The following is a 13,592-nucleotide window of genomic DNA, read 5'->3' on the forward strand; positions in this document are numbered from 1 at the left end:
GCCAGCGAGTTACCACTGGCCTTGAGTGTTATTTACTTGTCATTCACTACTATATAGCAAGCTTTTAGCGGGCCATGCACGCCGACGACTAAACTCATTTCAATGTCAGCGCTGTTGCTTGGGCCTGAAATAAAATTGATGCACGATGGGAGGCGTCCCTCGCCTGCTAGTTGCTGAATGTGGATCGCCGCTTGCGTCATCCGCGCCACTAGCGTGCTTTTCGGGATGATCGCGATATAATAGCGAGGCAACAAACTGACAGAACGCCCTTTGCCATTACTGCTAAACAATGTGACTGTTCCTGACTCAGCAAGAGTGATATCGGCAAAGGTGATGCCTACGTCCGCTTTTTCTGCCAGCTCGATAGAACGATTGCTGTCACGATTGTCCCATAACGAAACAGAAGGACGGTTTAAAAAGGAGCTGAGGCCAAAATCGTGAAAACGGCGGTCATCCCAAGTAATGACTGATTGCGCTCCATACATGGCGATTGTTTCATCAATGACTCTCTCTAACTGGCCACTATCCACTTGTTTAAAGTCTGTATGGATGGCTGCGCATTGTTCCCTCAGTACCATAACCAGCTCATCCTTTGAAGCGTCTTTTAATACTTCAAATTGGGGGGAAGCTCGGTAATTGGGACGTAAAACACCTTCTGTTTTGCGGGGCCGGCCAAGTTGATTTGCCACATGGTCGAGAAAGGACTCACGGTTTTTAATCATGTGAACTCTCCTTTTGCCGCGCTTTGAACCAGTCACGGAACCGTTGTTTGGCAGGAGCGGGCAAATGGCGGACATCTGTCCAGCCTTTTAGCGGCCCTGGCCCTTTCGGAATCGCACCATCCTTTACAAACGGGAACAGCAAAAACGGCACTACTTTGGTTCCAGCCTTATACATAGTAGGCGAACTCGCACCGATTCCAAACCCTTTCATTGCCAGTGCTTCGGTTCGCGCAGTCTGCTTTTGTTCGGCAATAACGCGGCGGTGCTTAATTAACAATTCATGAAGAGGAATTTTGACAGGGCATGCGTCAGTGCAAGCTGCACATAAGCTTGACGCATAAGGCAACTCTTTGTGGTCTTCATACCCTTCCAATAACGGTGTTAACACTGCCCCGATTGGCCCTGGATAAATGGAGCCATAGGAATGGCCGCCGACGTGGCGGTACACGGGGCAGACATTAATGCAAGCTGCACAGCGGATGCAATGAAGCGCTGCTTGGAATTCAGTGCCGAGAATATTGGACCGTCCATTATCGACAATGACGAGGTGAAACTCTTCAGGACCGTCTGCATCGCCATCTTCGCGCGGACCTGTGAGGCCAGTCACATAACTCGTTAATTTTTGCCCTACTGCGCTTCGGCAAAGCATGCTTACTAAAATGTCGAGCTCTTCCCATGTCGGAACAATCCGTTCCATCCCCATAACGGCTATATGTGTTTTAGGCAGTGCTGTCGCTAGGCGAGCATTTCCCTCATTCGTGACCAACGAAATGCTCCCTGATTCTGCTACGGCGAAATTACAGCCTGTAATGCCAACATCGGCAGACAAAAACTCTTTGCGGAGCTGTTCCCGGGCAAACAATGTCAACTCTTGGGGATTTTCCGACTTTGTATAGCCTTTGCGGGTTTTAAATGTATCGCGGATCTGTTCTTTATTTTTGTGCAATGCTGGCGCAACAATATGGGAAGGGGGATCATGGTCGTCTATTTGTAAAATATACTCGCCTAGGTCGGTTTCAATGACGTCGCAACCAATGTCTTCGAGCGCTTTGTTCATGCCGATTTCTTCGGTTACCATCGATTTCGATTTGACGACTTTTTGCGCTTCTTTGCTGCTTACAATTTCCTTGATATAACGATTGGCTTCTTCAGCCGTTTGGGCAAAATAAACATGTCCTCCTGCCTTCTCGACATTGTCGCTAAGCTGCTGCAAATAAAAATCAATATGATTGAGCGTATGTGTGCGGATTTCTTCAGCTAATGTGCGCCACTCTTCCCAATTGCCAAGCTCCTTTTCCGCTGAACCTTTTGATGTTTTCAGCCGTTCCTGGGCAGAGCTGACCGCTTGGCGCATAAAGCCGTCTTGGAGCCCTTTTTCAACCCGCTCTGAAAAAGGAACATCACTTATTTTAATGGCCACATTCCTCACTCCTTGCTATTTAAGACTTGGGCGATATGCTTTACTTCAATTGCTTTACCGTTTCGTTCGATCCGCCCGCCAATGTTCATCAAACAACCGCAATCGGCACCAATGAGTAGCTCAGCACCAGTCGCTTCGATATGGCCGACTTTTTCTTCCACCATTTGTTCCGATATAGCAGGCATTTTGACTGAAAACGTACCGCCAAAGCCACAGCACGACTCCTTGTTTGCCAGCGGGGCCAACTCAAGCCCCTTTACTTGTTCCAACAAAGAAAAAGGGGCCTCGGTTTCCCTTAATAACCGCGACATGTGGCATGACGTATGGTATGTCGCTTTTTTGTTGCAAACTGCCCCAATGTCTTCCACTTTAAGTACATGGACAAGAAATTGGGTCAGTTCATACGTTTTGCTAGCAAGCTCCTCTGCCCGTTTTTTCCACTCAGGATCGTCAGCAAACAGCTCTTTGTATTCGAGGAGCATAGCAGCACATGATCCTGACGGCAGCACAACATAATCGGCATCGGCAAACGTTTCAATAGTATGTTTGGCTGCTTTTTTTGTATCTTTATGATAGCCACTGTTAAATGCCGGTTGCCCGCAACAAATTTGATTTTCCGGAAATTTGACACTGCAACCATGACGTTCGAGTACTTCTACAGTGTCTTTCCCAACACCTGGATAAAAAATGTCCGCTAGACATGTGACGAATAGCGCAACGTTCACATTACCATCCCCTTATAGCGTTGATACTTTTTTGGTTTCTATGTTTGCCAACTTGGCTTTACGCTGGTATCTGAGGATCATGATTAGAAATACAAGTAAGACAGTTGCCACAAACAACGTGCCGATATGAAACCCAAACCCATGTATCGCTACATAGCCTAGCCCACCGGCAAAAACAAGATAATACGTTAGCGGAATCAACGCTTTCCTAATAAGTACGCCTTCTTTACCAATAATCCCTGCAGCTGCCGATGCCGCCACAACGTTATGGACACAGATGATGTTTCCTGCTGCTCCACCCACAGCTTGCAAAGCAACGATCGTAGCAGGAGAAATGCCGACATTTTCCGCCGCGCCAAATTGGAACAACGCAAACATCATATTGCTGATCGTGTTGCTTCCGGCTATAAATGCGCCTAGCGCGCCAATTACTGGCGCTACGGCCGGCCAATGTTCGCCAACCATTCTAGACACGCCTTCCGCCAGTAAGAGCGGCATCGACTCATATCCATTTGCATTGACGCCAGAGTTAATAAACACTTGCACCATCGGCACGGCAAACAAAAGCGCTGGCGCAGCACTGATAATCATTTTTGTGGAGTTGCTCACGGCCGTCCGATAGGAAGAGCGGTCCATCTTGTAAAGAAAATAACCAACCACCGACACGGCTACCATAATCGTTCCTGGTAAAAACAACGGAGTGCTGGAAATGTCAATTGTCGTTCCAAACACTTGTTCAATCGTAATTGCCACTTTTTTCAAGGCAGCACCAAAAGGAAATGCCTCCATGCGAGTTATTACTAGCATAAAGCCAATGAGTATATACGGAAACCAAGCTTTAAACATTGAAATGGTCGGTTTGGTAAGAGGATCAGCCGAAAGCATTCCCGTCCATCCACGCTCCCATGTTGATGGAGGAGGGAAATTCCAGTTCTTTTTTGGCATAAACCACCCTTTCTTAGCGGCAGGAACAACAATCGCTAACCCCATTAATCCACCGAAAAGCGACGGAAATTCTGGTCCAAGTACATTGGCGACCAAGGCATAAGGGACCGTAAAAGCTAGGCCAGCAAACAGCGCAAACTTCCACACTTCCAGCCCAGCCCAAATGGAACGTTTCTCGCCAAAAAACAGCGTAAGCATCATTACCAATACCAACGGCAAAAACACACCGACAATCCCATGGAATATCGCCACTTGACCGCCAATAGAACGAATAAACTCATCGGTTGTCATCCCAAGTGCTGCTGCCTGTTCAACCACGTTTGGCGCTCCCGTGAGTCCCGAGTTCACCCCAATTAAAATCGGTGTACCGACAGCGCCAAATGAAACTGGCGTTGACTGGATAATGAGAGCCGAAAGCACTGCGGCCATCGCTGGAAAGCCAATGGCGACAAGGAGCGGTGCAAGTATGGCGGCGGGAGTGCCGAAGCCCGAGGCCCCCTCAATAAATGAGCCGAACAGCCAACAAATTATAATGACTTGTATCCGCCTATCAGGCGTAATAGCTGTAAATCCAGCACGAATCGTGTGGATTGCGCCGCTTTCTCGCAATGTGTTGAGCATTAATACAGCACCGAACACAATAAATAGCACTTCTAAAGCCGTAACGATCCCTTTTGCGCTCGCGGCCGCCACATAGTTATAAGGCACGCCCCAAAAGAAGATTGCCACTATTCCTGTCATTAGAAAAGCATGTGGCATAGCCCGCTTGGCCGGCCAATTCAAAAGAACAAGAAACAACAATACCGTTAAAATTGGCGTCAGCGCTATCATCGCAAGCCACCAAAATCCCATTCCTTTTCCCCCTCTAACATAATGATTATATCATACGGTCATCAGATGACTATATGTAAGCACTTACAAATATAGCTTACTTTCATTAATCAGGCAAGCCAATCTCGTACAATTTTTATGAAAAGGAGGTTTTGGCTTATCGCAAAATAGCTTATTTTTTGCTGTTCTTGTCCTTCCTTTTCCATTATACTAAACCGAAAGGAAGTGAAGAAAATGACAAACGACCAATTTAAGCAAGTTATGACTGCATTTCGGGAAGTTAACAGCCAATTGCGGGAAATCAAAGGAGATGTTGCCATATTAAAAGACGATGTATCTGTCTTAAAAAGCGATGTATCTGTCTTAAAAAAGGATATGGCTGAACATAAAGTCATAACTGCCCAATTACAAAAACATGCAGAACATGCCTCTACTACGTTTGACTTTATTAAAGAAAAACTCATTAACCACGAACGCGACATTTATGCATTAAAACGCCGTTCATAACGCTTGCCAACCCCAAAATAAGCATGCTGAAGCAGGACACTGCTTGGCAGTGTCCTGGTCAACCTGTTTCCACAGGCAAGTTTTCTAACCCTCTAATCACTAAGCTTTGCCGCCACGCTAATTCGTTTGGTTCCACGCCTAGACGTATGTTAGGACATTCTTCTATAAGGATACGAATCGCCGATTCTGCTTCCAATCGTGCAAGCGGAGCGCCTAAACAATAATGGATTCCTTTCCCAAATGACAAATGGGGGCTTTTTTCTCTTGTTATGTCCAGCTTATCGGGATTTTCAACTAGCGCTTCATCATGATTGGCAGAAGCGAGCGACACAATTACGAAGTCTCCCTTTTTTATCTCTTTGCCCATAAACGAAAATGACTCACGAGCCCACCGGTCTGTGCTAAATTCAACGGGACTGTTATAACGAAGCAACTCCTCAATCGCTTGAGGGATCAATTGATAGTCGTTTTTTAACAACGCCAACTGGTTTGGATGCATAAGCAATGCCAACATCCCATTTGCAATCAAATTAACGGTTGTCTCATGGCCAGCAACAATGAGCAGCATCACGACGCCATAAAGTTCATTTGTCGTTAACCGGTCACCATCTTCTTCGGCGCGGATTAAATCAGATAAGAGGTCCTCTCGCGGGTCTTGGCGACGAGCATTGATTAATGCTTGCAAGTAAGCAATAAAGTCGTCCATGCCCTTCTGTACTGTATGGGCCTCCCCGTACCCCTCGCTATCAAGATCAACGATTAACTTTGACCAATATTGAAATTTATCGCGGTCAGAATCGGGGATACCGAGAAGCTCGCAAATGACGATAATCGGGATTGGAAAAGCATATTCTTCTATAAGATCAAATCGCTTTTTGTGCTTAATCTGGCGCGCTTGTTCCATCGCAATATCATCGATTCTGCCTTTTAGCCTAGCAATCCGCTTTGGGGTAAACCCTTTTTGAATAAGGCCCCTAAGCCGCTTATGGTCTGGAGGATCAACAAACAACATGCTCTTGCTTATCGGCAGCATTTGTTCGTCCAGCGCTTCATCCGGAAAAACAGTACGTGCATCCTTAATAAAACGCTCGTCTTTTAACACGGCTTCCGCGACATCGTGATGGAAAGCCATCCAAGCTGGAATTCCATAAGGCAACATGACTTTCGCAAATCCCGTTTGTTTACGAATATCTTTGTAATACATATAAGGATGCTGGTGAAACGGATCAGAGAAAAGATCGATTGGCTCACTTGTGATTGGCTTCAATTTTATCTTCCTTTCAAACGCGTCATCCCCTCTTCTATTCGTTCCTCCTCAACCAAACTCCTTTATACGGCAACCGCTTTCATGATTAAGGCATATAAATAGGCGCATTCGGGCCTAGCGGAAGGCCAGTAAAAATCCAAACGACTATTAATACAGACCATGAGATTAAAAACCAAATCGAAAATGGCAGCATGACCGAAACCAGTGTACCAATTCCCATATTTTTATCGTATTTTTGGGCAAAAGCAATGACAATGGCGAAATAGGTCATCAACGGCGTAATGATATTGGTGGCCGAGTCCGCGACGCGATAAGTCGCTTGCGCCAACTCAGGCGAATAGCCAATTTGCATCATAATCGGTACAAATACTGGCGCCATCATTGCCCATTTTGCAGAAGCGCTGCCAACAAATAAATTAATGAAGGCAGTGATTATAATAAAGCCAATAACGACTGGAATGCCGTCTAAATTCAAGGAAGTAAGGAATTCCCCGCCTAAAATCCCTAAAAATAAACCTAAATTCGATTCAGAAAAGTAAGCGACAAATTGGCCCGCTGTAAAAGCGAGGACGATAAACATGCCCATCGATGCCATCGTGTCCGTCATTTGCTTTGCTACATCTTTATCGCTTTTAATGTTTTTCGTTACAATTCCGTAAACGAGCCCCGGTATGAGGAAGAGCAACAAAATAATAACGACGAGAGAGTCCATAAACGGCGAAACGACAATAGGTTGGTCGCCTGTGCCCCGCATCGGCCCCCATTCTGGAACAATAAGCAAGCTGATTAAGGCAGCAGAAATGGCGAGAGCGATGCCAGCATAAAGCATGCCTTTTTTCTCGATTGGTTTTAAACGTTCCAAATCGCCTGTATAGTCCCCTTTATAAGTGCCTAACCGAGGCTCCACAATTTTTTCAGAAACGATCGTACCGACAATCGTAATCAAAATCGTTGATACAATAATAAACCAGTAATTCATTGCGTTATTCATTTGTTCAGCGTACGCTGGGTCTATTGTTGCAGCTGCTTGCATCGTTAATTCACCGAGCATTGGGTCAGTGGCCGATAATAGCAAGTTTGCGCTAAACCCGCCCGAAACACCGGCAAATGCAGTAGCAAGTCCTGCTAGTGGATGTCTACCAAGTGCTGCGTAAATGACAGCGCCTAAAGGAGGCAGCACTACATAGCCAGCATCTGAAGCAACGCTTGACATCACTGCCGCAAAAACGAGCCCTGCCGTAATGAGGCGGTTTGGAACAGAGAGCACAAAACCTCTTAACCCAGCGCTAATTAAACCGCTGCGTTCGCAAATTCCAATACCGAGCATGGTTGCGAGTACCACGCCTAAAGGGGCGAAGCCTATAAAGTTATCAACCATGCTCGTGAATATATAGGAAATGCCCTCACCGCTTAACAAATTTTTGACGGCAATCGTTTCTCCAGGATTAGCTGGATCCTCGACTGAAATGCCAAAGCTTGCAACAATGCTAGATACGATCACGACAAGGACAGCAAGAATCGCAAATAGCGTCACTGGATGTGGCAATTTATTGCCCGTTTTTTCAATGGTATCAAGAAAGCGTTGAAACATTCCCTTTTTCCTTTCTACCATGGACATTTGATCATCCTTTCTTTTAAAATATGACTTCCCACGATATAGGGTAAACAGGTCACTTTCTAGATGCAAGCCTACTGAAAAAAGTCCCAATTGTAAATCTTTTTCTACCAAACGATCGCTGTGCAACGCCCATTTATAGAGCGATCTCGCCTCTTTTGAAAAAAGCCTGCCGCATGGTCGGCAGGCTTTTCGAAATTATGGATGTTAAACCATGACTTTGCACATGTTTTGTGAGAATTCGACTGGATCTTCAAGAGGAAGCCCTTCAATAAGGAGCGCTTGGTTGTATAGCAAGTTGGTATATAGCTTTAATTTGTCTTCGTCTTCTTCATATGCTTGTTTCAAGGAATGAAAGACATCATGGTTTGGGTTGATTTCCAATACTTTTTCGGCTTTTACATTTTGGTTGTCTGGCATTGCTTGTAAAACTTTTTCCATTTCTAACGTAATCTCGCCATCTGCAGCCAAAAAGACAGGATGGCTTTTTAAACGTTTGGACGTACGCACATCTTTTACTTTTCCATCTAAAATGCTTTTCATTTTCTCAAATAGTTTTTTGTTCTCTTCGCTGTTCGTCTCATCCTCTTGCTTTTCATCTGCTTCAATATCCAAATCAGCGCTAGAGACAGACATAAATTCTTTTTCATCATAAGAACGAAGCATTTTGATCGCGAATTCGTCTACATCTTCAGTGAAGTAAAGAATTTCATAGCCTTGGTCAGCTACCATTTCCGTCTGCGGCAGTTTGGCAATTCGTTCGTTCGACTCGCCTGTGGCGTAATAAATGTACTTTTGCCCTTCTTTCATCCGCGATACATAATCGCTTAACGACACCAGTTTTTTCTCCGTAGAAGAATAGAAAAGCAACAAGTCTTGCAAGTCTTCTTTATTGGCACCAAAGTCATTGTACACGCCAAATTTTAATTGGCGCCCGAACGCTTTATAAAACTTCTCATATTTGTCCGGCTCTTTCTTCAGCATTGTTTTCAGCTGGCTCTTGATTTTTGACTTAATATTTTTAGCGATCAGCTTTAGTTGCCTGTCATGCTGGAGCATTTCCCTAGAAATATTGAGTGAAAGGTCTTCTGAATCGACCATCCCCTTCACAAAACTGAAGTAGTCTGGAAGAAGTTCTGCGCACTTTTCCATAATCAACACACCGTTGGCATAAAGCTCTAAACCTTTTTCATACTCTTTGGAGTAATAATCAAACGGCGTATGCTCTGGGATAAATAAAATCGCGTTGTAGCGGATGGCGCCATCTACTGATACATGAATATGTTCAAGGGGCTTATCAAATCCGTAACGCTTGTCCTGATAAAACTGTTCATAATCGCTGTCTTTTAGCTCACTTTTGTTTTTGCGCCAAATCGGCACCATGCTGTTAATCGTTTGTTCTTCCTGGTACTCTGCATATTCGTCTTCATTGTCTTCTTTTGGTTTGCTTACTGTTACATTCATTTTGATTGGATAGCGGATAAAATCAGAGTACTTTTTAATAATTGCTTTTATACGGTACTCCTCTAAGTATTCATCATAGGATTCTTCATCCGTATTTTCTTTTATGTGGAGTGTGATGACCGTGCCCACATCTTCTTTTTCAGCCGGTTCAATCGTATACCCATCCGTTCCATCCGATTCCCATTTATAAGCTTGGTCGCTGTCAATGGATCGGGTAATGACAGTCACGTTATCAGCGACCATAAAGGCAGCGTAAAAACCAACGCCAAATTGGCCAATAATGTCATGGCCGTCTTTGATTTCCGTTTCTTTCTTGAAAGCGAGTGAACCACTTTTGGCAATCGTACCTAAATTGGCTTCGAGCTCTTCTTTTGTCATGCCGATCCCTGTATCTTTAATTACAAGCTTCCGGTTATCTTTATCCGCTTCTACATAAATCGCATAGCGGTCTTTTTCAAATGAAAGCGAGTCATCCGTTAACGAGCGATAATACATTTTGTCAATTGCATCACTTGCATTTGAGATCAGTTCGCGCAGAAAAATCTCCTTCTGCGAGTAAATGGAATTGACCATCATTTCTAACAAACGCTTTGATTCAGCTTGAAATTGCTTCTTTTCCATTAAAAGAGCGCTCCCTTCCATCCAATCACGAATCTTTTAGCACTCATTTGTTTAGAGTGCTAACAATTCTATTTTACTAAAATTCACTTCTGCGTCAATTCTTTTATGCGTTTAGGCGTTTTTGCAGTTCTTTTGTGGAAGACACATCCGCTTTCAAAACCGTGGTGAAATGATTTAATGAAGCGTCGTACTCCTCTTTTGTAAAGCAGGCAAAACCATCTTTCGGGATAAGCAGCTGATAGTCGCGCATATAGGCATCATTGGCCGTAAACTCGACGCACATATTGCCAACTACTCCTGTCAAAATAAGCGTCTGAATGTTAAGCTCCCTTAAAAGCATATCTAAAGGAGAAGCGAAAAACCCCGAAAATTGGGGTTTTAACACCGAATAGTCCTCTTCATCAGGAGCAAGCAGTTTCGCAATGGGTGCTCCTGGCAAACCATTGTTAACAATATGATTGTAGACTTGAGTAAATTCCGATTGCCAATCGCCATAATTGTCGTTGACATAAATGACTGGCCATTCTTTGTCGCGTAGTATTGCCTTTAAGTTGGCAATCGCGTTCGCGCAGTTCCTAGCATCTGGCAATAGCTTATCGGCACCGGCAAAATCAAACGGATTAATCATATCAATAATGAGAAGCGCGCAACGTTCCTTCATGTTAGACCTGTCCCTTCGTATGAATTAAAGCAAGCATTAAGACAAATACCCTTTTCGCCATGAAACCATATAAACAGATGCCTGCAAAAGCGGGCCTGCCATAACAAGAATGATTGGCAAGTACGGCAGTTTCGTTTGCACCAACGGATAAACAACAAGTAAGGCCGCTAGGATGGGATAGATAATATACATGCTTAAATAAGCAGTACGGCAAGCATTAGCAGTGATTTCTTTCTCCCGCTCATCACGCTCCGAAAATTCTGGAGGCAACAACAGCGCTTTTTGGAACGTGACGCCTTTTTTCTTCTTTAAATAGGCGCTCACAATCCCGTAAATGATCGCGCCAATAATTAAAATAGTCATCGGAAGTATATTGAATGACATTTGCCATGTACCTGTTGCCGTCTCAATCTCCTCAAAGCCACGGAAATATTCAACGAGCTGCCATGTAAACAACCCGACCGTAGCCACTAAACTAACGATCGCAAACCACCATTTCAAATTCAATCACTCCTCTTCTGTTAAGAAAAACACATCTTCTACAGGTAATTCAAATTGCTTTGCTATTTGTAGGGCAAGCAATAATGAAGGCGAATACCGCCCTTTTTCCAGGGCAACAATCGTTTGCCTTGTCACACCTACTGCCTCGGCTAGTTCACCTTGTGTCATTCGTTTTTCAGCACGCAATACTTTTACCCTGTTTTCAATCTCCATAGTCCACCTTCTTGAATCATTTCTGGCTTCATTGTATAGTACATTTTACTTTTTGTCTAGTTCACTTTACAATTAGATCTAAAAAAATACGGACGCGGTTACGTCCGTGTATTAGGTATGAAAATCGTTTCTCCTGAAAAAATGACATCTTCATCTTTAATTGCAGGGTTCATTTCAAGTAATTTTGGCCATTGAACATTTAAACGAAGGCCGATTTCAAACAATGTATCTCCTGGCTGAATGACATATTCAGCCTGTAAAGGTGCTTGTGTTTCTGCTGGTGTTGCCGCGATTTGAATTCTACCTTCTATTTTAGGAGCAATTTCGCCCGCATCTTGCAAGTACTCAATTAGCAATTCATCGACGGCGTTGTATTCATTGACAATAGGCGCATTGGCCAAATCCGTGTATTCATCTCCGCCAGCAGCAAGAAAATCATTTGTAGCAAGCAAGTACGTTTCGTTTTCTTGGAGCGGTTTGTCTTTTACGAGAACAGAATGAACTCTCTGTCCAGGTTCGTTGTTGGAATCAAACTGAAACGAAAACCCGCTAATTTGCGGAAAACCGCCGCTCGGTTCTGGATAGCCACTCACTCCGTTCTCCAAAACTTTAAGCAGTTCCGCCCCTGTCACTTCTACCGTTACCCCATAATTGCCAAAAGGCGAAACCTCGACTAAGTCCCCTTTCGTCATCATTCCTGCTTGAACGGAAGCACGGATGCCGCCTCCATTTGTCAAGGCAATATCCGCCTCTGTAGCGTGACGGAGCACGTCGGCAATGAAGTTGCCTAAATTCGTTTCTTCCACTCGAACATGCTCCCGCTCGCCATTTAAGTCGACGGCAGTTTGCCCAACAGGTTCTGCCAGAATGGCTTGTTGCTCCTCTTCTAACTCTGCAAGCAATGCTTCTACTTTTTCGTCAGGTTCGATCGCCTCTGTTTCACTTTGCTGGACCAGCTTTGCGCTTTTTTCAACAAGGACGCCGTCTGCAAACACCAAATCGACTACACCAAGGTTTTGCAAATATTCCCCGGCGCTTGCAATGAGCGTATTATTTTCGCCCATAAGTCCCGTCGGTAATTCCGAGTGGCTGTGACCGTCAATTATCACATCAATCCCTTCGACTTCAGCAGCTACTTTCAGACTTGTATCTTCACTCGTTTCATCGATGCCTAAATGGGCAAGTGCGACAATGACATCAGCGCCTTCTTGCTGTAACAGGTCGACCATTCTTTGTGCAGCAGCTGATGGGTCTTCAAACGTAAGAGCTGCGACATTATTTGGATGTGTTTTGAAGGCAGTTTCCGGTGTGGCTAACCCAAAAATGCCGACCGTCACACCTTCCAATTCTTGGAGCATGAATGGTTCAAACAATGGTTCTTCTTTCTCGTTAAGGAGATTAGCCGCAATGACTGGAAAATCAATTGTTTCCTCAAGCTCATACAATCGATCAAGCCCATAATTAAAATCATGGTTTCCTGGCACAAAGACATCGTAACCGACAGCATTTAATACATCTGCAATTGTTCTCCCTTCCTCAAGGGACGCAAACGTCGTCCCGTGGAACGTATCCCCTGCATCAACCAACAGCGAGTGCTCGCCCCGGTTTTCATCGATCAGCGTTTTCAGTTTTGCATAACCGATGCCATCTAATTCCCCTTCAAAGGCACGGCCATGAGCGTCATTCGTGTGGAGAATACGGATCGTTGTTTCCTCTGCATACGCTTTTTCTGAAAAAAGAATGATAAGTGCACTAGCCACGCCAATAAAAACGACCTTTTTCTTAGCCATTTTCGCCTCCTTTTTCTTTTATATTAGCTTACGAAGGTTAAACTTGTTTTGACTTAAGTAAATTTCCACTAAAGTTTCCATAAAAAATCAGGAAGCATGAGCTTCCTGATTACGCTTTTGGCGCTTTAGCCGACTTGCCCTCTTCAAGCACAAGCCGGTTAATCATTTTTTTGACTCCATAGATAGCCACGATTGTTAGTACTTGCGCGATCATTTTACGCATAAGATCCCCTCCTGCACTTTTTATTTGTATACCCAGATGAAAGAAAAAACATGTCTTGCCTTTCCGGTAGCGTGCCCATACGTTCAT

The 13,592-nt window shown here is 44.4% G+C and carries 12 protein-coding genes; 1 reads left to right on the forward strand and 11 read right to left on the reverse strand.

The genetic code is table 11. The features are described from left to right. Positions 1-32: 32 nt before the first annotated feature. From N6H06_RS18390 to N6H06_RS18405, 4 genes are read right to left on the reverse strand one after another with little or no spacing between them, the layout of a single operon-like run. Entirely contained in the window at positions 33-722 is a 690-nt protein-coding gene (locus N6H06_RS18390; protein WP_263707663.1) for a LutC/YkgG family protein, read from the reverse strand. Further along, positions 715-2,142, reverse strand: coding sequence for a LutB/LldF family L-lactate oxidation iron-sulfur protein (locus N6H06_RS18395; protein ID WP_062750276.1), 1,428 nt, complete (start codon positions 2,140-2,142; stop codon positions 715-717). Before N6H06_RS18395 ends, N6H06_RS18390 begins: the two co-directional genes overlap by 8 nt. A 5-nt stretch (positions 2,143-2,147) precedes the next feature. Beyond that, on the reverse strand, positions 2,148-2,867 hold the full coding sequence (locus tag N6H06_RS18400) for a (Fe-S)-binding protein (protein WP_062750277.1): 720 nt from the start codon (positions 2,865-2,867) through the stop codon (positions 2,148-2,150). A gap of 12 nt (positions 2,868-2,879) precedes the next feature. Further along, the gene (locus tag N6H06_RS18405; RefSeq protein WP_263707664.1) at positions 2,880-4,664 is read right to left on the reverse strand and encodes an L-lactate permease; all 1,785 of its coding nucleotides are present in this window, start codon (positions 4,662-4,664) and stop codon (positions 2,880-2,882) included. 213 nt (positions 4,665-4,877) lie between these two features. Between N6H06_RS18405 and N6H06_RS18410 the strand changes: the two genes are divergently transcribed. Beyond that, positions 4,878-5,150: a hypothetical protein gene (locus tag N6H06_RS18410; protein ID WP_263707665.1), complete on the forward strand. Its 273-nt coding sequence runs from the start codon at positions 4,878-4,880 to the stop codon at positions 5,148-5,150. Between the two features lie 58 nt (positions 5,151-5,208). On the opposite strand, the gene N6H06_RS18415 is transcribed toward N6H06_RS18410, so the two are convergent. The 7 genes from N6H06_RS18415 to N6H06_RS18445 form a co-directional block, all read right to left on the reverse strand. After that, on the reverse strand, positions 5,209-6,417 hold the full coding sequence (locus tag N6H06_RS18415; protein WP_263707666.1) for a cytochrome P450 family protein: 1,209 nt from the start codon (positions 6,415-6,417) through the stop codon (positions 5,209-5,211). 85 nt (positions 6,418-6,502) lie between these two features. Beyond that, the gene (locus tag N6H06_RS18420) at positions 6,503-8,029 is read right to left on the reverse strand and encodes an AbgT family transporter (RefSeq protein ID WP_062750429.1); all 1,527 of its coding nucleotides are present in this window, start codon (positions 8,027-8,029) and stop codon (positions 6,503-6,505) included. A 210-nt stretch (positions 8,030-8,239) separates the two neighbouring features. Beyond that, complete coding sequence (htpG, locus tag N6H06_RS18425; RefSeq protein WP_263707667.1) at positions 8,240-10,117, reverse strand: molecular chaperone HtpG; 1,878 nt, start codon at positions 10,115-10,117, stop codon at positions 8,240-8,242. 103 nt (positions 10,118-10,220) lie between these two features. Further along, the gene (locus tag N6H06_RS18430; protein ID WP_213029517.1) at positions 10,221-10,778 is read right to left on the reverse strand and encodes a cysteine hydrolase family protein; all 558 of its coding nucleotides are present in this window, start codon (positions 10,776-10,778) and stop codon (positions 10,221-10,223) included. Positions 10,779-10,814: 36 nt separating this feature from the next. Beyond that, positions 10,815-11,279: a hypothetical protein gene (locus N6H06_RS18435; RefSeq protein WP_263707668.1), complete on the reverse strand. Its 465-nt coding sequence runs from the start codon at positions 11,277-11,279 to the stop codon at positions 10,815-10,817. A 6-nt stretch (positions 11,280-11,285) separates the two neighbouring features. Next, positions 11,286-11,492 carry a helix-turn-helix transcriptional regulator gene (locus N6H06_RS18440; RefSeq protein ID WP_035204754.1) on the reverse strand — a complete coding sequence of 69 codons (207 nt, stop codon included), beginning with the start codon at positions 11,490-11,492 and terminating at the stop codon, positions 11,286-11,288. A 98-nt stretch (positions 11,493-11,590) separates the two neighbouring features. Further along, positions 11,591-13,282 carry a 5'-nucleotidase C-terminal domain-containing protein gene (locus N6H06_RS18445; protein ID WP_263707669.1) on the reverse strand — a complete coding sequence of 564 codons (1,692 nt, stop codon included), beginning with the start codon at positions 13,280-13,282 and terminating at the stop codon, positions 11,591-11,593. Between the last annotated feature and the right edge of the window lie 310 nt (positions 13,283-13,592).

The sequence above is a fragment of the Shouchella tritolerans genome, from assembly GCF_025770735.1.
Classification (GTDB): Bacteria; Bacillota; Bacilli; order Bacillales; family Bacillaceae_D; genus Shouchella; species Shouchella tritolerans.

Bases quoted from the DNA above. Each gene is read 5' to 3' on its own strand.
- N6H06_RS18390 (WP_263707663.1), bottom strand. From the start codon at position 722: ATGATTAAAAACCGTGAGTCCTTTCTCGACCATGTGGCAAATCAACTT.
- N6H06_RS18405 (WP_263707664.1), bottom strand. From the start codon at position 4,664: ATGGGATTTTGGTGGCTTGCGATGATAGCGCTGACGCCAATTTTAACG.
- N6H06_RS18410 (WP_263707665.1), top strand. From the start codon at position 4,878: ATGACAAACGACCAATTTAAGCAAGTTATGACTGCATTTCGGGAAGTT.
- N6H06_RS18420 (WP_062750429.1), bottom strand. From the start codon at position 8,029: ATGGTAGAAAGGAAAAAGGGAATGTTTCAACGCTTTCTTGATACCATT.
- htpG (WP_263707667.1), bottom strand. From the start codon at position 10,117: ATGGAAAAGAAGCAATTTCAAGCTGAATCAAAGCGTTTGTTAGAAATG.
- N6H06_RS18430 (WP_213029517.1), bottom strand. From the start codon at position 10,778: ATGAAGGAACGTTGCGCGCTTCTCATTATTGATATGATTAATCCGTTT.
- N6H06_RS18440 (WP_035204754.1), bottom strand. From the start codon at position 11,492: ATGGAGATTGAAAACAGGGTAAAAGTATTGCGTGCTGAAAAACGAATG.
- N6H06_RS18445 (WP_263707669.1), bottom strand. From the start codon at position 13,282: ATGGCTAAGAAAAAGGTCGTTTTTATTGGCGTGGCTAGTGCACTTATC.